26 protein-coding genes and 1 pseudogene are annotated in these 20192 nt (G+C 35.5%); 1 reads left to right on the top strand and 26 read right to left on the bottom strand.

Annotation, left to right across the window (positions count from 1 at the left end):
* Nucleotides 1-40: 40 nt before the first annotated feature.
* The 18 genes and pseudogenes from NST21_RS04360 to NST21_RS04275 form a co-directional block, all read right to left on the bottom strand.
* Nucleotides 41-209, bottom strand: a pseudogene (locus NST21_RS04360) (lipid II flippase family protein); the annotation flags it as partial.
* A gap of 56 nt (nt 210-265) precedes the next feature.
* Entirely contained in the window at nt 266-793 is a 528-nt protein-coding gene (locus NST21_RS04355) for a GNAT family N-acetyltransferase (RefSeq protein WP_340892449.1), read from the bottom strand.
* 154 nt (nt 794-947) lie between these two features.
* Nucleotides 948-1232: a hypothetical protein gene (locus NST21_RS04350; RefSeq protein WP_053344594.1), complete on the bottom strand. Its 285-nt coding sequence runs from the start codon at nt 1230-1232 to the stop codon at nt 948-950.
* Between the two features lie 416 nt (nt 1233-1648).
* Nucleotides 1649-1930 carry a hypothetical protein gene (locus NST21_RS04345; RefSeq protein ID WP_340887916.1) on the bottom strand — a complete coding sequence of 94 codons (282 nt, stop codon included), beginning with the start codon at nt 1928-1930 and terminating at the stop codon, nt 1649-1651.
* A 10-nt stretch (nt 1931-1940) separates the two neighbouring features.
* Nucleotides 1941-2330 (bottom strand): SHOCT-like domain-containing protein, encoded by a 390-nt coding sequence (locus tag NST21_RS04340; protein ID WP_201185493.1) that lies wholly within the window; start codon nt 2328-2330, stop codon nt 1941-1943.
* Between the two features lie 13 nt (nt 2331-2343).
* Nucleotides 2344-2709 carry a DUF2089 domain-containing protein gene (locus NST21_RS04335; protein ID WP_340887914.1) on the bottom strand — a complete coding sequence of 122 codons (366 nt, stop codon included), beginning with the start codon at nt 2707-2709 and terminating at the stop codon, nt 2344-2346.
* A gap of 750 nt (nt 2710-3459) precedes the next feature.
* Complete coding sequence (locus NST21_RS04330) at nt 3460-3807, bottom strand: VOC family protein (protein ID WP_047685110.1); 348 nt, start codon at nt 3805-3807, stop codon at nt 3460-3462.
* Between the two features lie 210 nt (nt 3808-4017).
* Nucleotides 4018-4398, bottom strand: coding sequence for a hypothetical protein (locus NST21_RS04325; protein ID WP_340887912.1), 381 nt, complete (start codon nt 4396-4398; stop codon nt 4018-4020).
* Entirely contained in the window at nt 4388-4888 is a 501-nt protein-coding gene (locus tag NST21_RS04320; protein ID WP_340887910.1) for a helix-turn-helix transcriptional regulator, read from the bottom strand. Before NST21_RS04320 ends, NST21_RS04325 begins: the two co-directional genes overlap by 11 nt.
* A 323-nt stretch (nt 4889-5211) precedes the next feature.
* A complete protein-coding gene (locus tag NST21_RS04315; RefSeq protein WP_340887909.1) occupies nt 5212-5616 on the bottom strand; it encodes a hypothetical protein in 405 nt (134 codons plus the stop codon).
* 172 nt (nt 5617-5788) lie between these two features.
* Nucleotides 5789-7051 (bottom strand): group II intron reverse transcriptase/maturase, encoded by a 1263-nt coding sequence (gene ltrA, locus NST21_RS04310; RefSeq protein WP_053344638.1) that lies wholly within the window; start codon nt 7049-7051, stop codon nt 5789-5791.
* A gap of 744 nt (nt 7052-7795) precedes the next feature.
* Complete coding sequence (locus NST21_RS04305) at nt 7796-8515, bottom strand: alanyl-tRNA editing protein (RefSeq protein ID WP_340887908.1); 720 nt, start codon at nt 8513-8515, stop codon at nt 7796-7798.
* 4 nt (nt 8516-8519) lie between these two features.
* A complete protein-coding gene (locus NST21_RS04300; protein ID WP_340887907.1) occupies nt 8520-9560 on the bottom strand; it encodes a threonine aldolase family protein in 1041 nt (346 codons plus the stop codon).
* A 1-nt stretch (nt 9561) separates the two neighbouring features.
* Nucleotides 9562-10005: a MarR family winged helix-turn-helix transcriptional regulator gene (locus NST21_RS04295; RefSeq protein ID WP_340887906.1), complete on the bottom strand. Its 444-nt coding sequence runs from the start codon at nt 10003-10005 to the stop codon at nt 9562-9564.
* A 342-nt stretch (nt 10006-10347) separates the two neighbouring features.
* Complete coding sequence (gene ltrA / locus NST21_RS04290; RefSeq protein WP_053344638.1) at nt 10348-11610, bottom strand: group II intron reverse transcriptase/maturase; 1263 nt, start codon at nt 11608-11610, stop codon at nt 10348-10350.
* 762 nt (nt 11611-12372) lie between these two features.
* On the bottom strand, nt 12373-12756 hold the full coding sequence (locus NST21_RS04285; RefSeq protein ID WP_057217740.1) for a hypothetical protein: 384 nt from the start codon (nt 12754-12756) through the stop codon (nt 12373-12375).
* Nucleotides 12757-13173: 417 nt separating this feature from the next.
* A complete protein-coding gene (locus tag NST21_RS04280; protein ID WP_340887903.1) occupies nt 13174-13614 on the bottom strand; it encodes a cell wall hydrolase in 441 nt (146 codons plus the stop codon).
* Between the two features lie 238 nt (nt 13615-13852).
* On the bottom strand, nt 13853-14392 hold the full coding sequence (locus NST21_RS04275) for a histidine phosphatase family protein (RefSeq protein ID WP_340887902.1): 540 nt from the start codon (nt 14390-14392) through the stop codon (nt 13853-13855).
* Nucleotides 14393-14551: 159 nt separating this feature from the next.
* Between NST21_RS04275 and NST21_RS04270 the strand changes: the two genes are divergently transcribed.
* Complete coding sequence (locus NST21_RS04270; RefSeq protein WP_340892448.1) at nt 14552-14674, top strand: fumarylacetoacetate hydrolase family protein; 123 nt, start codon at nt 14552-14554, stop codon at nt 14672-14674.
* A 200-nt stretch (nt 14675-14874) separates the two neighbouring features.
* Here NST21_RS04270 and NST21_RS04265 read toward each other — a convergent pair whose 3' ends face one another.
* The 8 genes from NST21_RS04265 to NST21_RS04230 form a co-directional block, all read right to left on the bottom strand.
* Complete coding sequence (locus NST21_RS04265) at nt 14875-15078, bottom strand: zinc ribbon domain-containing protein (RefSeq protein ID WP_340887901.1); 204 nt, start codon at nt 15076-15078, stop codon at nt 14875-14877.
* Nucleotides 15079-15268: 190 nt separating this feature from the next.
* The gene (locus NST21_RS04260; RefSeq protein WP_340887899.1) at nt 15269-15664 is read right to left on the bottom strand and encodes a DUF2500 domain-containing protein; all 396 of its coding nucleotides are present in this window, start codon (nt 15662-15664) and stop codon (nt 15269-15271) included.
* 575 nt (nt 15665-16239) lie between these two features.
* Nucleotides 16240-17349, bottom strand: a complete 1110-nt coding sequence (locus NST21_RS04255) for a lactonase family protein (protein WP_201182617.1) — start codon at nt 17347-17349, stop codon at nt 16240-16242.
* Nucleotides 17350-17609: 260 nt separating this feature from the next.
* Nucleotides 17610-17840, bottom strand: a complete 231-nt coding sequence (locus NST21_RS04250) for a hypothetical protein (protein ID WP_340887894.1) — start codon at nt 17838-17840, stop codon at nt 17610-17612.
* Nucleotides 17841-17843: 3 nt separating this feature from the next.
* Nucleotides 17844-18167, bottom strand: coding sequence for a heavy metal-binding domain-containing protein (locus NST21_RS04245; RefSeq protein ID WP_201182621.1), 324 nt, complete (start codon nt 18165-18167; stop codon nt 17844-17846).
* A gap of 234 nt (nt 18168-18401) precedes the next feature.
* Nucleotides 18402-18701 (bottom strand): GNAT family N-acetyltransferase, encoded by a 300-nt coding sequence (locus NST21_RS04240; RefSeq protein WP_340887892.1) that lies wholly within the window; start codon nt 18699-18701, stop codon nt 18402-18404.
* Between the two features lie 255 nt (nt 18702-18956).
* The gene (locus NST21_RS04235) at nt 18957-19337 is read right to left on the bottom strand and encodes a hypothetical protein (RefSeq protein ID WP_328116711.1); all 381 of its coding nucleotides are present in this window, start codon (nt 19335-19337) and stop codon (nt 18957-18959) included.
* Nucleotides 19338-19516: 179 nt separating this feature from the next.
* Nucleotides 19517-20173, bottom strand: coding sequence for a hypothetical protein (locus NST21_RS04230; RefSeq protein WP_340887890.1), 657 nt, complete (start codon nt 20171-20173; stop codon nt 19517-19519).
* Between the last annotated feature and the right edge of the window lie 19 nt (nt 20174-20192).

Genomic DNA, 20192 nt, shown 5'->3' with positions numbered 1-20192 from the left:
AACTAACGCACCTGTAGTTCTATAAGAAATCAGATAATTATTAGACAATAAATTTAGTACCGCGCAATATATCCTGCCCCTGGAATAAAAAATACTTGAGCTAGTAAAGTTCCTAATAAACGAGAAGTAACCATCATAAGAGATACACCCTTGAAATTAAGGTAACTTCCCTTTTGATTTATTACGTCATCCGCAAGAATAGATTCTTTGGTATTGTCTTTTTTCGAAGTTACAGAAATTTATTTTCATGGTAGTTCAAGAAGGATTAAACCAATTTATACATAAGAATGTCATCTACATATAAGTCCTCGCTAAACTTTACTTCTTTAATTTTACGTCCTTCCTCTACAAATCCCACACTTTTGTATAAGGCTATTGCCCTCTGATTTGTTGATAAAACTCCTAAACTTACTTTCTCAATTAAAGGGTTTTGTTCTGCCCAGTTTAAAAGTTCTTTAATAAGGAGTTTACCAATACCCATATCTCGATAATCTTTCTTTATCATAGTCGTAAAATAACCAGTATGAGCAAGTCTTTTGGTATTTTTTGAACGAAATACAATCAAACCAATAACTTTTCCTTTAATTTCAGCCACAATTATTGTTTCTCTTTCATTTTCTAAAATTTTCTGTATCCAAGTTCTTTGTTGCTCCGTTGTCTCTTCAAATTCTTCTAAAACGGAAATCATAAATTCGTTTTCTGAAACAACTTCCCTTTGAATTTCTAACAAGGCTTCTGCATCATCTAAATTTCCTGTTCTTAGGGAAACTTGGAAATCATTTTTTGTCATCATTATTAGCCCCTTTACCTTACATATTTCAATAATAATTCCACAAATATGGTAGATACCCTCTTTCACTAACCTGCCCCTTTTATTCTATAAGAAAAAGGCTGCCATATCTGACTGCCCACACTCAATGATCTCACCTTTGTTAGTTCATGATAAATCAAATATTCTTGTGCAGTGCTTTCTGAGCTTTTTGTTCATCTTCTTTTTTAACAAAAACATCATATTGAGTAGAATCCATACGATTTTGGAGATTTTCGGAACCTATATTTATTGGAGTTTTAGTTTTGTATGTTATTCCTTCGCTTTTCAGTTTGGCAACCACCTTAAAATAATTCTCATATCCAAATGTAGTATAGATACATTTCCAATACCTATTTGAAATTAGTTGGGTAGTTACAATAAACACAATCACAAAAACTAGAAATGCAATTATTATATACACCTTTTTAGCTCCTCTTCTTTCCGGATTCTCTTAAAAAAATGTAAGTAAAGGATATATATTACATTACATTCTTTCGCATGTGTACTATTTCCTTCTAGAACTAAACTGCCCCGTTAGTTGCATAAAAAAAAGCTGCCTTAAAGACAACTCCTTGTTCAACTAACGCACCCGTTTGTTTAAGTACAATTTATCACAATGTGAGTCGGTATAATTCATTTATAAGTGAATTATACTTTCAGTTCTGATTATAAAGTCTATTTCGTTAAGTAGAAGTGACACTTCACTAATTTAGTGAAGAATAGTTCTTTTAAAATTAAATAACTTTATTGTCTTTTTACAATTTTCTCGGTATTGTAGCGAGAAATTAGGCTTCTTCTTCAAAATGCCAGTCAGTGGTCGGTGTATTCTATAATAAATTATAGTCTAACCTTAACCTCAGTACCGTCCTTAGCTTTGACATCTACTAGTACGATCCCCTTATAATTTTTCAGTTCCTTGACGATAGGCTTTAGCGTTTTTTTGTCTATTAGTGGAAAGGTAAAGTCCAGTTTTTTTCTTTCGAAGTGCTCTTTTGTCCATTTGTTTGCATTTTGCTGAAAAAATTTTGAAGACAAAATTGAAATAACAATGTTTAAAATAGCATATGGAATTGGGATGGTAAACCGAACGTCTTTTGCTTTCACTTTTACATGTATCATAAGCAAATCACTAATCAATGATGACCGAAACGGTATCCCCGTTTGCCGATTTAATATCAACAATTTGGCCATCTAATTCGTTTTCGATTGCTTCAATAATAAGGCTTATGTCTATATCTTTAATGTATTTTTCCGATTGAGGAATACTCGCTGCGATGCTGTGTCCAGCCATTAATACTACCTTGACAAGTTTTATAGGCAAATTGACCGTGACGTTATCATTTTCGGCTGATACAACACGAATTTTTAATTTTTTATCTAAATATTTAGTCGGTTTTTCAAAAAGCTTATTACCTGTTTCTTCTTTCTCTTTTAATACTTGGATCAGTTCTGATCCCTTATCTGCATCAATCTTCCCTTCTTGAACCATTGTTAACACTCTTGTAATTTCCTCTTTCATGATAAATTCCTCCCTATTCATCTTTTAAGAGCTTAATGGCTTCTTCTGGTGTGATTTCGCCATTTTCCAACATGGTGACAACTTTTTTCTCGTCTACTTCATTTTTCTTCTTCTGTACATATCCAAGGGATGAAATGATGTCTGTTAGCTTGCCTCGAACCGTTGGATACGAAATCCCCAGTTCCTTTTCAACTTCTTTGATATTCCCTCTGCATGTTAAAAATACTTCCACAAAATGAAGCTGATCCTTTGATAAGGATGCCAGCTTAGATAATTCAAACTCATTTTCAATCGTAGTGTGACAATGAGAGCACTGCAACTTTATAATTTTCAATGTTTTACTGCAGACAGGACAATGTGTGAGTACTTTATAAGCCATAATGAAATTCCTTCCTTTTAGTTGATTCGATTATATAACAATGAATTAAAAATATAAATAATAAAATTTAAATTTTTTAATCAAAAAAATCAATAATATTAATTTACTATTTAATATTATTGATTATCCATTTTCATTATTCATTCAAGTATTATATTTACCATAATGGTTAAAATTGTAGACATTCCTCTTGGTGAAAATACCCAGTTACATAATGAGCACGATTACTTAGTCTTTGAGATGCTGATTAATAATCCATGGATATTTGATATTAATATTCCAACTGATGATGATTCAGCAGTCGTTAGCATTGATGTATTATTTAATGATTTAGAACTTGAAATTTATTAAGCTTACGGGTTGATTAATCTCCAATTATGCAGTGATTTGAGGACTTAGTCTATATTTTAGTTATTCCAGAATAGGGCGCTATTGTTGAATAAAACTTAGATTTTTTAAACGACTTTATTGTTATATTTTTAAGTACAGAAGTATCTTATAGCGAAAATTAAAGAACTATATTTTTACCCCCGTCCTAAATTTAGAAAGGGGGTATGCTTGTTTTAGGTTTTAAAATTAAATAACTTTATTGTCTTTTTACACTAAGAAGAACTTTATATTGTTATACATTGCAATTTTTTCTTATTCAACTAACCTGCCCCTTTAGTTGCGTAAAAAAAGATCCTTAAAGACAGCTCTGATCTTCAGCTAACGCACCCGTTAGCTCAATAGCAAATGAATTACAACTCGTTATTTCTCCCAAAGCTCGACCAGTCGACCTTCAGGATCTTCAATCCAAATAAACTTTCCAAATTCACTAATCTCTTTTTTCTTTGCAAGAGGTACACCAATATGTTCAAGATGCTTAATAGTCTCGTTTAGATTATGTACTTGGAAATTTAACATCACTTGTTGTTCTGTTGGAAAATAACTGTCATTCTCGGTAAAGAAAGAAAAGATAGTCTCATTTCCTAATTGGGGTTTTATCACAGTCCCATTCCAATTTTCTATTTCAATCTTCAACACTTCACTGTACCATTTTTTTATAACTTCAAGATTCTTAGTTCTCCAAAATATTCCTCCGAAACCTTTTATCATCTTATCTAACTCCTGTCTGTCATCAATTTTTAGCTATTTCCTTTTTCAACAATACTGCCCCGATAGTTCCATAAGAAAAACGGTTAAATTTTTTTCAAATCGGTACGACTTTATTGTAAATTAAACACCTATAAGAATAAAGTAAGCCTACGATCCTTGCTATTTAAGGAAGTAGGCTTTCTTCTATTTCAGTTATTTTTTGGCTTTTCTCTATTTTTTAAATGGAATTTGTGGTTCTTCGTCTTTATATCGAGAATAAGTCGTTCCTGCGCTTTCCATTTCTGAGCATTGTTCATTACTGCAAGCAAACAGATAGGTTTGTATGTCAGTACGGACACTTACTCCAAAATAGTAGGGGAACATTCCACCTTTATTTTTATCCATGTTTGCATCAATAGCAATAATATTCTCTTTTTCTGCTAACTTTTTATACTCTTTACTCTCAACTGTTTTCTGCACCATTTCACTTAAAATAGCCTGTTCACTTTCGGATGGTTCATACGCTTGTTCAAAAATAAACCATCTTCCAAATAAAAACAAATTAATCCCTATACTGATTATCAATACTGTAACTAAAATCTTATTCTTCATATATCCCCATCCCTATACCTTTGTCTATCTCGATAGTCCCCACCGCCTGTAATTCATTTAAACGACTTAAACTCTCTTCTTTATTAAAAGAACTATGCCAACGATAATCATATTGATCCAATATACGGTAATGGTTACTAATCAAATTTTGTTGCAAACGAAAATCCCCTCTATACTCGATTTCTTTCCACCATATCTTACCACCCATTGTTTTTTCTTTAGGCGTACCACCATTTTTGCTAGCAATTAACTGAACAAAATCAACTGGATTGTCACCAATTGATGATATCAACAATTGGCTATGATTAAACAAAGCACAAAATGCAACAACGGTGGTCCAATTGGCTTCTGTTCTTCTTTTTTCAATTTGAACTAGTGTTTTTTTTGAAATCCCTAGAATTTCAGACATCTTATCTTGAGAAAAACTTTGTTCTGTTCGGACAAGTTTCATTTTTTCTGATATTAAATTGATGAATTCTTCTTTTTCCATATATACTAAACGCTCCCTTTTAGTGTAATTTTACACTAATAGTATTATTTTTCAACAAAAAAATACCCTTTTTGAATAAAAAGCAACTTTAAAACACAAAGAAAAAAGCAAGAAATAACCTTGCTCTAAATAAGTTTGAAATGGCAATATTTCTTAATTAAAGCCTGTTGAACTAAACTGCCCCGATAGTTGCATAAGCAAAAGCGATTCTTCTTAATGAAGAATCGCACCTGTTAGTTGAATAAGAACCTTGCTATCCATTATTCAAGAGCTTAAGTTCAAACAGACTATCTTCCTTTTAAATGCAAAAAATAATCAAAAAGTTACTCCTTATTATTTAACGAAAAGTTTTCAACCTTTCCATTCCACGTCACTTCTATATCGATAACATCAGTTTTTGATGTAGAAAATTCACCCGTTTCAGTTTTATGTGTTTTGTATACACCAGTACTATTCAATTCAATATCGCCCATACCCCAAGCATAATTAGGAGTATTAATCTTAAATTCAAGGTTTTCAACAGCTTTATAATCCTTTCCTTTGAACTGTAATTCAAACTTTTTAGTTTCTTTATCGTTATCAGTTTTTACTACATTAAGTTTTGCTGACCAATTTTCACTATTACCCTTAAAATTCAAATTTTCTGATGATTGTTGGCAAGCCACTAATACTAGCAATAATATTAAATTAAGGGCATAAAGGCTTTTCTTTTTAATAGTAATCCCCACTTTTATTTTTTCTTTATTGTACCAAAGATAGAAAAATTAACATCTTAAATTGACTACTCAAATCTTATACTACAATCCTGCTACTTTAGCTCCATAAATCGAGTAGGAGGAGGCGCCTAGCCTCCGACCTCTCACACCACCGTACATACCGTTCGGTATACGGCGGTTCAGTTTAAGTCTGACGTAGTTTTGTATATCGTTCATATAGATTTACTAACCCATGATGGAGCCAATAAACATTATTAAGGGTTTTGTCTAGAATAGGACTATGCGCTATGCGCCAATAACCCTTTCTGCTATTTCCCCATTCATATGCTTTTCCAAATGGGACGCCTAATCCTTTGAGTTTCTTCACCCTCGTTCTTGGCAATTTCCATTGCTTCCATAGGCACATCCTGAGTCTTCTTCGAATCCATGAATCTAAATTCTTCAATACGTTCGGAGTATCAATGAGGGCGAAATACCCCATCCAACCTCTAAGGTATTGCTTTAACTTATTTATTCGGAGTTTCATGGGTATCGGTAATTTTCTCGAGGTCATTTCCCTGATTCGTTTCTTTACTCTCTTCACCGTTTGTTTAGCCAGTAGAACCTTCGGGTTCTTCTTTGACTTCGTGAAACTAAAACCGAGAAACGTTCTGTTCCAAGGGCGATCATACTTCGACTTCTCGTAGTTGACCTTTAGCTTCAGTTTATTTTCAATGAAGCTTGAGATATTTCCCATTGCACGTTTGGCGGCTTTTCGTGTCTTCACAAAGATAGTACTGTCATCCGCATACCTTACGAATCGAAGATTGCGTTTCTCTAGTTCTTTATCTAAATCGTCTAACATGATATTAGATAATAAAGGACTTAACGGACCTCCTTGCGGAGTTCCCTCCTCACTTTTATGAAAAAGTCCGCCTATCATAATGCCTGCTTGAAGGAATTTACGAATCAGTTTGAGAACTCGTTTATCTTCAATTTTCCGCTCTAACATTCCCATGAGCTTGTCATGATTCACTTTATCGAAGAACTTCTCCAAGTCCATATCCACTACCCATGTATAACCTTCGGTTATATAGGACTTTGCCTTTCGAACCGCCTGGTGCCCTTGTTTGTTAGGGCGAAATCCATAGCTATTCTCCGAAAAGGTTGAGTCATATATCTTAGTCAATATTTGGGCAATGGCTTGTTGAATGAAACGGTCTAGAACGGTTGGAATACCCAATAGCCGAACTCCGCCGTTTGGTTTCGGGATTTCGATACGACGGACGGGCTGCGGTTGATAGGTACCCTGTAAAAGGGCAGTTTTCATGTTGTACCATTCGGTTGCGAGGTGCGGTCTCAGGTTTTGAACCGGCATTCCATCTACACCATGGCTTCCCTTATTTCTTTCTACACGCTTCAATGCCTGTATTAAGTTTTCCCTCTCTAGTATCTGTTCCATTAACATCGTTGATATCCTTTCCCTGCGTGGACGAGATGGTCTATTTGTGCCTTTATCTGCTCCGCCCTTTTGAAGTTCCCCGTGTATTCACCACTTCTTCCTTCAAATAAGTTCCGTTAGGAATTGTTTGCTTCTTCGCAGATAACGAACGCCTAGTATTCATCCTCCTTAATCTGTTCGGTCCTTCCTTATCTTCTCGAGTAGACAAGTACTATGACCTCTGCTGACTTCTGATGATTCAGCTGTCCATCACTGGACAGGTTACCAAGTGTACTTGGCTGTCATCAGACCTCCCCGGGTAAGAGTGCAATCTTTCCCTCCATCTATCTGCTTCATTTACTCTGTACCACCTTCGGCAGTAAGGACTTTGTTTTGTTTCGCAAACTCATCCAATGATACCTAGCCTTATATGAAGTTCGTGTTCCTCAGACCGGAGGTTTGCCGCTTGCTTCCTTCAGATTCCACGTCACCGTGGACACCCTTGCATTAAGCTAACCACTACTACTGCCTTCATGGTTCGGGACTTTCACCCTATAGATTGCACCCATGCCGGGCGCACGAAAAGAGCTGATTATCACAGCTCTTTAAAGAACGAACGCACCTGTTAATTGCATAACAAACTGCAGCTGAAAATTGGAACATGAAAATAATGATCAATACTGATGCTACCGTTTATGGAACTATTCCAGTTAAATATTCTACTGTACACTTGATTATCCCCTCATTGATAAAAAAAAGGGATAGTAAAACTTAATCCAATAGTTGAATTTTAATCCTTTTTTTCATGGGACCTTTATTTTGAATTTTCATAATGGAAAAGTCTTTAATTTCAGTTGTGTTGTTGACGTGGGTTCCGCCACATGCTTGCTCATCAATATCATTTATTTGAACGATCCGAATTTCGTTAAGAGAAGCTGGAAGTAAGTTAATTACCGTCTTAATAGTCCCTTCTTTTTGCTCGGCTTCATCTCTACTTAATATTTTCGTGTAAACATTATGGGGTTGTGCCAGTAACTTCTTTATTGATTGTTCTAATTGATCAAATGGTATTTCTTGTATAATATCAGGAGAAAAAGACAGCTCTAATCTCGCATGTTCTTTTTCAATTTGACTACTTGTAGCTAAAGCATTGTAATGTTGATATAAATAACCTGAAATGACATGCAATAATGTGTGATACTGCATATTCTGAAACCGCCAAGACCAGTCAATCTGCATTTCTACTGTTTGATTAATGTCCTGTAATGGGCGTTCTAGTTCATGAATAATTTCACCATCTATTTTTTTTACTGTTAAAATATTATAGGTTTTATCACCTTGTTTAATAATCCCTCGGTCACAAGGCTGTCCACCGCCACCTGGATAAAAAATCGTTTGATTAAACACAACAAATTGTTCTTTTATTGAAACAATATTTGCCGTGCATTCTTTTATATAACTATTCTCTGCGTATAACTCTATCGTTGCCATTTTTTTATCCTTTAGTCGCCTTAATATCTTCTACTAGCATTTCAACATGTTCTTTTTTCGTAGACCAACTAGTACAAAATCTCATAGCACTGTGTGTAGCATCGACTTTTTCCCAGAAGGAAAATGAATACTTTTTGCCTAATTCCAAAATTACATCATCCGGCAAAATGGGAAACTGCTGATTTGATGTAGAATCATATCGTAATGAAAATCCATTTTCAACAAATGCATCTCGAATCATGATTGCCATTTCCACGGCATGATTAGAAATTTCATAGTATAATCCATCTTCAAATAACGTTTCAAACTGGATCCCCAAAAGTCTTCCCTTAGCCAATAATCCTCCCTTTTGCTTGATAATATATCGGAAATCCTTTTTCAGGGCATCATTTATGATGACTACCGCTTCACCAAACATCGCACCAACTTTAGTTCCGCCAATATAGAATACATCACATAGACTTGCAATATCTGCCAAGGTTAAATCACTATCCATTGAAGCCAAACCATATCCTAATCTAGCGCCATCCATTACCAATGGCAAACGACATTCCCGGCAAACTTTACTTAATGCTTCCAATTCGACTTTACTATAAGTCGTTCCATTTTCTGTAGGATTAGAAATGTAAACCAAGCCTGGCTGTACCATATGCTCATGAGTGACATCATTCCAATGAGCATCATATAAATTTTTCACCTGTGCTGCTTGGATTTTCCCATCATCACTCGGTAAAGTAAGTATTTTATGACCCGTTGCTTCAATTGCGCCAGATTCATGTGCTGCTATATGACCAGTAATTGCTGAAACTGCACCTTGATGCAGGCGCAAAATGGAAGCGATAATAGTGGTATTCGTTTGTGTTCCTCCTACTAAAAAGTGTATATCTGCATTCGGAGCATCACACTCTTTTCGAATGTAAGCCCTCGCTTTTTCACAGTGTTCGTCCACTCCATATCCGGGTGTTTGTTCTTCATTGGTTTCTATTAATCGTTTTAGAATTTGCTTATGAGCACCTTCTGTATAATCATTTTCAAAACGTATCATCCTATATTCTCCCCAAACTATCCAGTTTCTTCTGAATGAACATCATAGAAGCATGGATTTCTTTTATTTCATTTTGTGATAATCCTTGGAATAACCTCACTAATTGTTCATCGGATCTTTCATTAAGCTGGTTAAAAAGAGTCATCCCTTTAGGAGTCAACCGAATCAGACTAGTTCTGTTATCCAAAGTCGAGTTTTCCTTAATAACCAGTCCATCTTTACTTAACTTGTTAATTATTCTACTCATATAACTGCGATCAATTTCCAGTTTATCAACTAAATTGTTTGCTATACACTGCTCCATCATACCGATTTCTAAAACTACTCGTGCCTCAGTGAAAGAATATCCGGTATCCAAAATATGCTTATCCAATACACCAAGTATATTCGTATAAAATCTATTGAATTGCCGTATATCAGCAATGGTATTATTATTAATTTTCATTGTAGCCTTCCCTTTTAGTGGACTTTATCCACTAATACTTTAGTATTATTAGTGGACTTTGTCAACATCTTTTAAATCAATGAAGGATGAAGGATAAAACGTAATCCCAAATACGCTTTCCAATTGATTTGATACCACTAGTTTGGCCAATTTCAAAAATAAAAAATAACCCCGAAAGATCGAGGTTATTTTTTTCAATATTGAACAAAAACACCATTCTTAATAATTATTTTTTATGCAACTAACCTGCCCCGATAGTTGCATAAAATCGAGTAGGAGGAGGCGCCTAGCCTCCGACCTCTCACACCACCGTACATACCGTTCGGTATACGGCGGTTCAGTTTAAGTCTGACGTAGTTTTGTATATCGTTCATATAGATTTACTAACCCATGATGGAGCCAATAAACATTATTAAGGGTTTTGTCTAGAATAGGACTATGCGCTATGCGCCAATAACCCTTTCTGCTATTTCCCCATTCATATGCTTTTCCAAATGGGACGCCTAATCCTTTGAGTTTCTTCACCCTCGTTCTTGGCAATTTCCATTGCTTCCATAGGCACATCCTGAGTCTTCTTCGAATCCATGAATCTAAATTCTTCAATACGTTCGGAGTATCAATGAGGGCGAAATACCCCATCCAACCTCTAAGGTATTGCTTTAACTTATTTATTCGGAGTTTCATGGGTATCGGTAATTTTCTCGAGGTCATTTCCCTGATTCGTTTCTTTACTCTCTTCACCGTTTGTTTAGCCAGTAGAACCTTCGGGTTCTTCTTTGACTTCGTGAAACTAAAACCGAGAAACGTTCTGTTCCAAGGGCGATCATACTTCGACTTCTCGTAGTTGACCTTTAGCTTCAGTTTATTTTCAATGAAGCTTGAGATATTTCCCATTGCACGTTTGGCGGCTTTTCGTGTCTTCACAAAGATAGTACTGTCATCCGCATACCTTACGAATCGAAGATTGCGTTTCTCTAGTTCTTTATCTAAATCGTCTAACATGATATTAGATAATAAAGGACTTAACGGACCTCCTTGCGGAGTTCCCTCCTCACTTTTATGAAAAAGTCCGCCTATCATAATGCCTGCTTGAAGGAATTTACGAATCAGTTTGAGAACTCGTTTATCTTCAATTTTCCGCTCTAACATTCCCATGAGCTTGTCATGATTCACTTTATCGAAGAACTTCTCCAAGTCCATATCCACTACCCATGTATAACCTTCGGTTATATAGGACTTTGCCTTTCGAACCGCCTGGTGCCCTTGTTTGTTAGGGCGAAATCCATAGCTATTCTCCGAAAAGGTTGAGTCATATATCTTAGTCAATATTTGGGCAATGGCTTGTTGAATGAAACGGTCTAGAACGGTTGGAATACCCAATAGCCGAACTCCGCCGTTTGGTTTCGGGATTTCGATACGACGGACGGGCTGCGGTTGATAGGTACCCTGTAAAAGGGCAGTTTTCATGTTGTACCATTCGGTTGCGAGGTGCGGTCTCAGGTTTTGAACCGGCATTCCATCTACACCATGGCTTCCCTTATTTCTTTCTACACGCTTCAATGCCTGTATTAAGTTTTCCCTCTCTAGTATCTGTTCCATTAACATCGTTGATATCCTTTCCCTGCGTGGACGAGATGGTCTATTTGTGCCTTTATCTGCTCCGCCCTTTTGAAGTTCCCCGTGTATTCACCACTTCTTCCTTCAAATAAGTTCCGTTAGGAATTGTTTGCTTCTTCGCAGATAACGAACGCCTAGTATTCATCCTCCTTAATCTGTTCGGTCCTTCCTTATCTTCTCGAGTAGACAAGTACTATGACCTCTGCTGACTTCTGATGATTCAGCTGTCCATCACTGGACAGGTTACCAAGTGTACTTGGCTGTCATCAGACCTCCCCGGGTAAGAGTGCAATCTTTCCCTCCATCTATCTGCTTCATTTACTCTGTACCACCTTCGGCAGTAAGGACTTTGTTTTGTTTCGCAAACTCATCCAATGATACCTAGCCTTATATGAAGTTCGTGTTCCTCAGACCGGAGGTTTGCCGCTTGCTTCCTTCAGATTCCACGTCACCGTGGACACCCTTGCATTAAGCTAACCACTACTACTGCCTTCATGGTTCGGGACTTTCACCCTATAGATTGCACCCATGCCGGGCGCACGAAAAAGCTGCCTTAAAGACAGCTCTGATTCTTCAGCTAACGCACCCGTTAGTTAAAAAAGAAGGAAAAATCCACTTACTTCACTATCCAGCTAATTTTGTAAACAAAAATAGCGTTAACCCTTTTGGTTAACGCTCTAAAATCGATTTAAAATACATTAATAACGAATACATGAACCTATTCGACTATGCCAAGCATAAATTTCAATATCAATCTTCATTCTCTACTTCTTCTTCATATAAATCATGTTCACCAATATAAATAGGGCTGTTTGCATGATCAATTCTGATTGGCCATTCATAAGGAACAGATAAACGGCTGGATACACCTCTCCAAAATTTACTCGAATCGGTTTCAAAATCTTGAAACTCTTTTAATAGTTCTTTATAAGATGCACCGTCAAACTGTATATTCATTTCCTGCAACCTCATGAAAGCCATATGTCTAATTTCAAGCTCTGCTGCCTTTTCCATTTCTTCTTCCGTTGCCTCTCCGATAATGGTTCCTGGAGGGGGTAAGATAGCGTAGATATTATCTACTTCTTCTCCCGTTTCTTGTGTGGGAATCAATTTATTCTTGATCCGATTAAGCATAAAGTCAATTCCTAATGGTTTTCATCTATTATATATAAGTCTATCGAGCTGCGTAAACTAAATACTCTTCATGTTCAACTAAAGCACCCTTTAGTTTGAATACATATCTCACAATCTTGCTTTCTTGGATAAATTACTATTACTAAATATTTGATATATTAAAAAAGGGAACACCTGCTAACCAGGAGGTTCCCTTTTTATTTTGTGAGATAAAAGTACACTTTAAAACAACGATTGAAAAAATAGGCTGCGGTTAGGGTTCCAAGCATTGTTTTCAACCGACAACTGTTACATTACCTACAGGAGTTGCATTGAATGAATATGGTTGGCTACCAGCACCTGAAAATTTTGTATTCGTAGCACCAAAAAGGCAAAATTACAATAAAATTCAAGAATTAATAATAGCTCCTAGACAACCTAACCGGTATAAACACTTTCACATGATCCAGGTTTTGGTTCATAATAACAATGATTTTTATATTGTCCAGCAAAAGGTTGATCGTACCATGTAGGTGGGCATGGAGCATATGGATTAAAATACCAAAGGGCATATTTCCCTGGGTGTTGTCTCCAGTATTCCAAATTCTGTTTTGCTAATCGTTTTTCAGCAGTTCTCGCTCTTTGATAAAATACATTACCTTTTTGAACAGCTTCAAAAGAATAATTTCCTCCTTGTACGTGATAAATGACCTGTGGAATTGTTCTTAAATCTTTAAAGTCTAAACAATCAGCTTTAAGACGATTAACAATTACATTTCCAACATATAACATTCCTTGTAATCCTTCACCTTCGGCTTCTGCTCTCATCATCCTTGCCATTAAGTCAACGTCTGAACTTCGGTAATTTACTCTTGTCATTTTTTCACCCCAAATATATCGTATGAAAAAAAGCCCACATTAATGTCATTGATTATAAAATAAGAATGCTTAGTTTTTAAAGCTTACAGTTTTTAAGTAAGATGAAAACTATGGCATTCTTTATTCAACTAAACTGCCCCGTTAGTTGCATAAAGAAAAAAAAAGCTGCCTTAAAGACAGCTCCGATCTTCAGCTAAAGAACCCGTTAGTTCTATAAGATTTTTATTACTTTATCTTCTTACCATATACGTTCCAAGAACACTTCATTATTAATACAGTTTATTTGAAAAACGTCAGGATTACTAAGATTCTTCCAACACTCGAAATCAAAGTCACTATTATAATTCTTTAAAAGTAAGGATATTATATTTCCGTGACTGACGATTACTGTGTTTTCAGCCCCACTTTTAAAGACTTCTTCTACAACATTTACGATTCGATCCATTGCTTCTTGACTTGACTCTCCTCCTTCAAATTTTAATTCCATATCAATAAATGTTGCTTTTAGTTTTTCATACCAATCATGTAAGTCAGTTGTGCTTAGTGAGCGTTCTGAGAGGCGTTCATCGATCTCTATTTTAATATTCGTTTTTTCACTTAATGGTTCTACTGATTGAATAGCACGCAAAAATGGACTTGATATTATTCGGTCAATTTTTGCATTACTGAAGAAATCAACTAAATATTTCGCTTGTTTTGAACCTTTTTCTGTTAATTGAGATTCCGAAGGTTGTCCCTGTGCTTCGCAATGTCTGACAATGTAAATCTTCATTAGCATAAGATCCTCCCACATAAGTAATAAATACTAGTTTCTATATTTGTCTGTAATTTTCCTTATTGAACTAACTTGCCCCGTTAGTTCAATAAGAAAAATCAAAAGCATTGTTTAATAGAGTCTATTTTAAAGAAGTAACAATCAAAAAAAGTTCGTAAAAGACTGGTCCCCCCCGGGGGAGTCGGACTTAAACGTAATCCACAAGTATTTATGAGACCCGGTGACACAGTGGTAGTAGAAGTAAGTCAAATTGGAGTATTAACCAATAAAATTAAAGCCGAATGAATTAAAACAAAAAAATGATTTCGTTATGTGCCTGCAGTTTAAATAAAAAAGACACTTACTACATGACACCAATAAAGTAGAAACCCTTGAGATTCAAAGTCTTATAGTATAGGAATTTTGAAGAAGTAATGTACGTCATGCATAATGAAAAAAACAAGAATCTCCTTTTTTTAAAAAAGGAGATTCTTCTCTTGCCGTGATCAACCAAAGAATAGATCCAGCAGATTACTGCCTGCTGATGATTGCTTATTATAAAACTCCGAATAGCCGCACTTCTTGCAATACACAACCGTAAATTGATTAGTTTGGACATCAAACATTTTCGACAATCCTGTTCCAGTCATTGCCACGTCTTTCTTAGCAGCATCATTGCTTCCACATTTCATACATCCTTTTTCACTCATAATTCTTCATCCCCCAATTTATGTAGGTTTAATTAAAGTAGCTTATCTATTAAATCCTATAGTTTCATCTTGGCAGTACTTACAGATACTGAACAAAGCCAATTATTTCAGTTGTGTTCTATGTTAAGTGAAAATAAAATTATGTAATTTTATTACCTTAAAGCGTATGCGTTATCCATTATCAGTAAGTCTAATTTTTCCTAGTAAAATCAATATATCTTGTTCCTTGAAAGGTCAAAGTGCCGATATCTCCTTCTGCAAGCATACCAAATTCCTTGCCTGAAATACGAAATTCTGATCGATCGCCACTCTCAAATTCAAATGTACTAAAATAAGTCGTAGAGGAGCCATGCGAGTGGACATTGTTATTATGATCGTGAAGATGACTATTCCTTGTGACATTCGTTCGTTTAATTTTTACAATTGCAGGAACAGATAAGCGAGGAGATTCCTCATTTTTCTTCCATTGACTAAGTCCACTGAATAAATTAACTATTATTACTATAAAAATGATAACGAAAATAATTCCTATAAACATCGGAGCAACTGTGAAAAGCCAATCTCCGCTTCCACCAACATCGTACATTAGATATTCCTCCTTGTTATGATAATAAAATATACGGATAAAATGAAATAAAGTTTCAGACTACCTTCAAAAAAATGGCATATACATTTTGGACTTATCCTACCCTTTGCTCTTCGAATGGCTCCCCTTCATAATGAAGAGTAGCACTTGTTAGCTGAAGAAGACTTTTTACTTTACGAAGGTAGAGTGATAGATTTTCAATGGAAGGGATTCTGGTGAAAATGTGACATGTATTAGTTGTTGGCGGTAGGGAATGTTAGCGGATGTTTCTAAATGGCATGCAAAACGTTATCATAAGGATCGATAATCGCTCGGGATAAATTGAAGATGCAAAAAATAGAAAGGGAGAGTTCTTTTTATTCCCCTTTTTTTAAACCAAGGTATGTGTCTATAAAAACATTTATGAACGTTCGTCGATTTTGAATTGACTTTTGCGAATGTTTTTTAATAGAAAGGAAGAAAAAAGGAGTCGCTGCAGCAACTCACCCTCTTGTACTCAAGCCCCCGTTAGTTAAAGATGACTCATACACTAAGAGAAACTTTCTACTCCATCAAATGTGATGGACCAAATAGAATCAAAGAACAGCCAACCCTTGTGATCCTAAATATGGAAAGTTGGTCCAAGCAGCAACCTGCAACCTAACCAGACTTCCATCATCTTGAATAGTAAATACGGAGACTGTGCCCTGGTTTCCGTTAAGAGTGTAAAAATGCCGTCCATCTTTACTCACTCCAACATCCATGGGCAGTCCTGGAGCTGTACCTGGCGGTGTACTGGTAATATGCCTTACAACTGAAAGTGCTCCATTGCGATCGATTCGGTAGGTGGAGATGGTGCCGCTTAAGGTATTGGTAATATATGCAAAACGTTCATTCCTCGTTGTTACAACCCAGCATGCGGTTTTATATCCAGTTGGTACAGAGCCACTGATCACATGAAGGATCCCGTCGGTACTCATTGAATAGGATGACAGGGCATTTGAATCTGCTTCAGTAACTAAGAGGATTCCAGAGGATAGAAAATAAGCACCCAATGGTCCTTGACCATAAGAATCATTAACGATTGGTTCTGTAACCGTACCATTTTGATTTACATGGAATACACTGAGATGGTTTGAAGTAAGCTCGGATACAAGGATTTTACTACCATCACGAGTGAAGAGAACCTGAGCGGGCTGAGCATTGAAAGTACTGAGAGAATGGGTGGATCCAGGAATAGGAGTAAGGCGTCCGTTATTATCTATGCGAAAACCAGTGATATTGGAGGCGAAATTGTTAGCCACATTCCCTACATTGGCAACATAGACAAGATTACCAAACACATCTACGGTATTGGGCTGAGTACCTCCTGATGGCTTCACATCTACGAGAACGGGTGCACCGCTGTCAGTAATGATAAAACTGCTGATACTATGGCTGCCTGCGTTCACTGCAAGAAGGAAACGTCCATCACGGGACAAAGTTAGGGCTCCTTGTGACGTAAGGGGATCGACACCATCGTTTGCCGTTGCAGTGGAGACTTCCTTTGTACCAGTACCTCTACCATAAGTTGGGTAGGAATCCACAAAGGTAAGCATTCCATTCATGTCCCTGTAAAAGGAAATGATTTGATTCATTACTTCATTATTGGTCATAATGTAAACCATACTCGCATTCGCACGGAAATATTCGTTCATTATCTGCATTTTATACCTTCCTCCTTTCATTGTTTTATATGGTGCTTTTCCCATTTAAATTCCCCAAATTGATGCAAATTGGTTAAAAGGCTTATCATCCACTTATCCCACAGCCTATCTCTAGTTATAACAACAAATGAAAAAGGACTGCCGAAACAGTCCATTTATTGTTAAACTAACCTGCCCCGTTAGTGCCATAAGAAAAAGGCTGCCTCAGCAACCTTCCTTATTCAAGTAAAGCACCTGTTTGTTTTAACAAACGCAGCCTTCTATTCTTCACCTTTTTCTTCAATATATCTACGTTCACCGTTTTTGCGATTAACATAGACTCTTATTAAAACCTTTGAAATTGGGTCAATAAACACTTCTTGCGTGGGCTCAAAATCTTTTGAAAGGTTATCATTATTTGCTTTATAACGCCTATCTTTACGTTTGGAAAAAATCCAAAAGAGAAGTATTAAACAAATTTGAAATAAAAAATAATACCAAATCCATTTCATAATTTACTCAACCTTTTCAATTACAACTGCTGTTCCGTATGCTACAATTTCACTCATGTTTTGTCCAATTTCACCTGAATCAAATCGAAACATGACTATTGCATTAGCTCCCATTGCATGAGCGTTCTGTGTTAATCGGTCTATTGCTTGTTTTCTTGCATCCTCAAGCATTTCTGTATATTCATGAATTTCTCCTCCTACAAGAGACCTTAACGCCGCAGTAACTTGTCCAGCAAAACCACGACTTCTTACAACCAGACCAAAACAAGCCCCTTTTATTTCTTTAATTTTATACCCCTCAATCTGTTCTTTCGTTACAATTAGCATAAATACTCCCCCTTGTATATATTAAGATAAATATGTTCTTATGTGCCAATCATTTACTAATGAAACAAGTGTACTATTCAATGGTTTATCCAGGTTCTTCATAAATATTTTTTTCAAATTAAGAAACGATACATCTTCTTCTTGGTTTCTAAGCAACCCTGCTATTGAAGTAAAGCACCTGTTAGTTCAGTAAGAATTAAAGTTCTTTATAAAATTTTGCTTTTTATAGAAGTCCTATGCAACACTGTTCTCAAACCAATCATCTAATTCTATTAAATCTATTCCTCGATCGTTCGCAATTTCATATATACATTCCATAAGACTTGAACCATAACCCTTATTCCTCTTTGTTTCTACTATGCTAATCTGGTGTATATATTCTCTTATCTCTATCCAAGCATAGCCAAGAGCTTCTTCGTTATCTTCTAACAAAAGGAAAATGAAACTTTCGTTATTAACCAGACTTTTGAAAACTTCCTTCACATTTTCCCTTAAAGTATTTAGGATATAAATTTGAATGTAAATCGAGCACATATTTATTTAATTTAGCGACCAAATTGAAATTCCTGATTTGACTAATTTTCATAACAAATCCCTCATCTATCTTTCACTAATTTTAGGTAAATTTTCAATATTTCCCTTATGGAACTATCCTGCCCCGATAGTTCCATAAAGAAACAGCTGCCTTAAAGACAGCTCTGATCTTCAGCTAACCCGCCCGTTAGTAAAAAAACAAAAAGGCATTAATACTTATTCAGTAAAGAATTCTTTAGCAAAAACATCAATGCTTTAGTCTTTCTTTTTCCAAGACATTAAATCAGAAAAAGCCAATCCAAATGATACACCAAAAGGAATACTTAAATCCCAAACATCCATTTCCGAACTTTTTAAAAAATAATACATAAGATAGTATGTAGCACTTAAAGAAATAAACCAAGTAATAAACGTAAAAAGCCTTTTTCTTATTTGAATCCAATTTAACTTCCTTGTATTCGCAATAACTAGAAAGATGGAGAACAAACCATATAGAAGAAGATAGATTACATATCCTATGATAACTTTAAGAGAAAGAGAAGTATCAATATCCTTATATATTATAAATATCGTAATTATGGTTCCTGCCAAAAGTACAATAAACAAAATTATGTTTATTGAAATATATTTCTTCATCTTTTACCCCTTTACCTTCAAAGTCTTGATATCTTTTGATTATCTCAAAATAAGAACTTATGTATTGATAACTCATTCCTTGTTGAACTAACCAGCCCCGTTAGTGCCATAAGAAAAGGAGCTGTTTCCAGCCCCCTAAAGAAGTAATGCCCCCTTTAATTGATGCAAAGATTTCACCCTCAATTGTCAAGATAATATATATTTGGTTCCTTGTTTTTAGTTACATAAACGTTCATATTTCCTATAGATTCATCATTTAAAAATAGTTGCAATTTCCAAATACCAGATTCGCTGAATTTAATTGAAGTGGATGCTATAGATACAGGGAGTTTAAAATTAATTTTTATATCTTCTTCTATACTTTTATTAATACTAACTGGCTTTGGGGTATAATCTTTAGGCATTTCTTTTATAGGTGTCTCTTTCTTAACTATCTCTCCTTTTGCTGTTATACTCTTTCCACTTTCATCTTGAACGGCTTTTAGCTCTAACTCACCTAAAGGAAGCTTGTCATCAATTGTCCAAAAAAGCCATTCCAACTTAATTTCTTTATCCATTATCAAAGGTTTATCGAAAAAACCAAATTTTCGATTCCCCCCCCTTATTTCATATACCATTATTACATCTTTTACTTTTTCATGTATTTTGAATGTTGGTGTTTGTTTTGAATTGTTGTTAGATGAAATAATTTCAGAACTAGAATTTGGTTTAATACTTTGTTCCTTTAGGACATCTTGTACCTCTGCTTTCGCAACATTGTCATTGTTTTGCTTCGAAGAACACCCTAACAATAAAACCAGGGATAAAACTAAAACAACAAAATAGTGTATTTTCATTATTACTCCTTTCAAATTT

The sequence above is a fragment of the Peribacillus sp. FSL K6-1552 genome, from assembly GCF_038005205.1.
Taxonomy (GTDB): Bacteria; Bacillota; Bacilli; order Bacillales; family DSM-1321; genus Peribacillus; species Peribacillus butanolivorans.
The sequence above is the reverse complement of the archived record's forward strand: the minus strand, read 5'-3'. Positions and strand labels throughout refer to the sequence as shown.

Coding starts and splice junctions, on each gene's coding strand:
- NST21_RS04335 (WP_340887914.1), bottom strand. CDS start 2,709: ATGGCTTATAAAGTACTCACACATTGTCCTGTCTGCAGTAAAACATTG.
- NST21_RS04260 (WP_340887899.1), bottom strand. CDS start 15,664: ATGTACGATGTTGGTGGAAGCGGAGATTGGCTTTTCACAGTTGCTCCG.
- NST21_RS04280 (WP_340887903.1), bottom strand. CDS start 13,614: ATGACAAGAGTAAATTACCGAAGTTCAGACGTTGACTTAATGGCAAGG.
- NST21_RS04300 (WP_340887907.1), bottom strand. CDS start 9,560: ATGATACGTTTTGAAAATGATTATACAGAAGGTGCTCATAAGCAAATT.
- NST21_RS04320 (WP_340887910.1), bottom strand. CDS start 4,888: ATGGAAAAAGAAGAATTCATCAATTTAATATCAGAAAAAATGAAACTT.
- ltrA (WP_053344638.1), bottom strand. CDS start 11,610: ATGTTAATGGAACAGATACTAGAGAGGGAAAACTTAATACAGGCATTG.
- NST21_RS04355 (WP_340892449.1), bottom strand. CDS start 793: ATGATGACAAAAAATGATTTCCAAGTTTCCCTAAGAACAGGAAATTTA.
- NST21_RS04340 (WP_201185493.1), bottom strand. CDS start 2,330: ATGAAAGAGGAAATTACAAGAGTGTTAACAATGGTTCAAGAAGGGAAG.
- NST21_RS04245 (WP_201182621.1), bottom strand. CDS start 18,167: ATGCTAATTGTAACGAAAGAACAGATTGAGGGGTATAAAATTAAAGAA.
- NST21_RS04295 (WP_340887906.1), bottom strand. CDS start 10,005: ATGAAAATTAATAATAATACCATTGCTGATATACGGCAATTCAATAGA.
- NST21_RS04230 (WP_340887890.1), bottom strand. CDS start 20,173: ATGAAAATACACTATTTTGTTGTTTTAGTTTTATCCCTGGTTTTATTG.
- NST21_RS04235 (WP_328116711.1), bottom strand. CDS start 19,337: ATGAAGAAATATATTTCAATAAACATAATTTTGTTTATTGTACTTTTG.
- NST21_RS04275 (WP_340887902.1), bottom strand. CDS start 14,392: ATGCTAATGAAGATTTACATTGTCAGACATTGCGAAGCACAGGGACAA.
- NST21_RS04240 (WP_340887892.1), bottom strand. CDS start 18,701: ATGTGCTCGATTTACATTCAAATTTATATCCTAAATACTTTAAGGGAA.
- NST21_RS04305 (WP_340887908.1), bottom strand. CDS start 8,515: ATGGCAACGATAGAGTTATACGCAGAGAATAGTTATATAAAAGAATGC.
- NST21_RS04330 (WP_047685110.1), bottom strand. CDS start 3,807: ATGATAAAAGGTTTCGGAGGAATATTTTGGAGAACTAAGAATCTTGAA.
- NST21_RS04285 (WP_057217740.1), bottom strand. CDS start 12,756: ATGCTTAATCGGATCAAGAATAAATTGATTCCCACACAAGAAACGGGA.
- NST21_RS04345 (WP_340887916.1), bottom strand. CDS start 1,930: ATGATACATGTAAAAGTGAAAGCAAAAGACGTTCGGTTTACCATCCCA.
- NST21_RS04265 (WP_340887901.1), bottom strand. CDS start 15,078: ATGAGTGAAAAAGGATGTATGAAATGTGGAAGCAATGATGCTGCTAAG.
- ltrA (WP_053344638.1), bottom strand. CDS start 7,051: ATGTTAATGGAACAGATACTAGAGAGGGAAAACTTAATACAGGCATTG.
- NST21_RS04325 (WP_340887912.1), bottom strand. CDS start 4,398: ATGAAGAATAAGATTTTAGTTACAGTATTGATAATCAGTATAGGGATT.
- NST21_RS04250 (WP_340887894.1), bottom strand. CDS start 17,840: ATGAAATGGATTTGGTATTATTTTTTATTTCAAATTTGTTTAATACTT.
- NST21_RS04255 (WP_201182617.1), bottom strand. CDS start 17,349: ATGCAGATAATGAACGAATATTTCCGTGCGAATGCGAGTATGGTTTAC.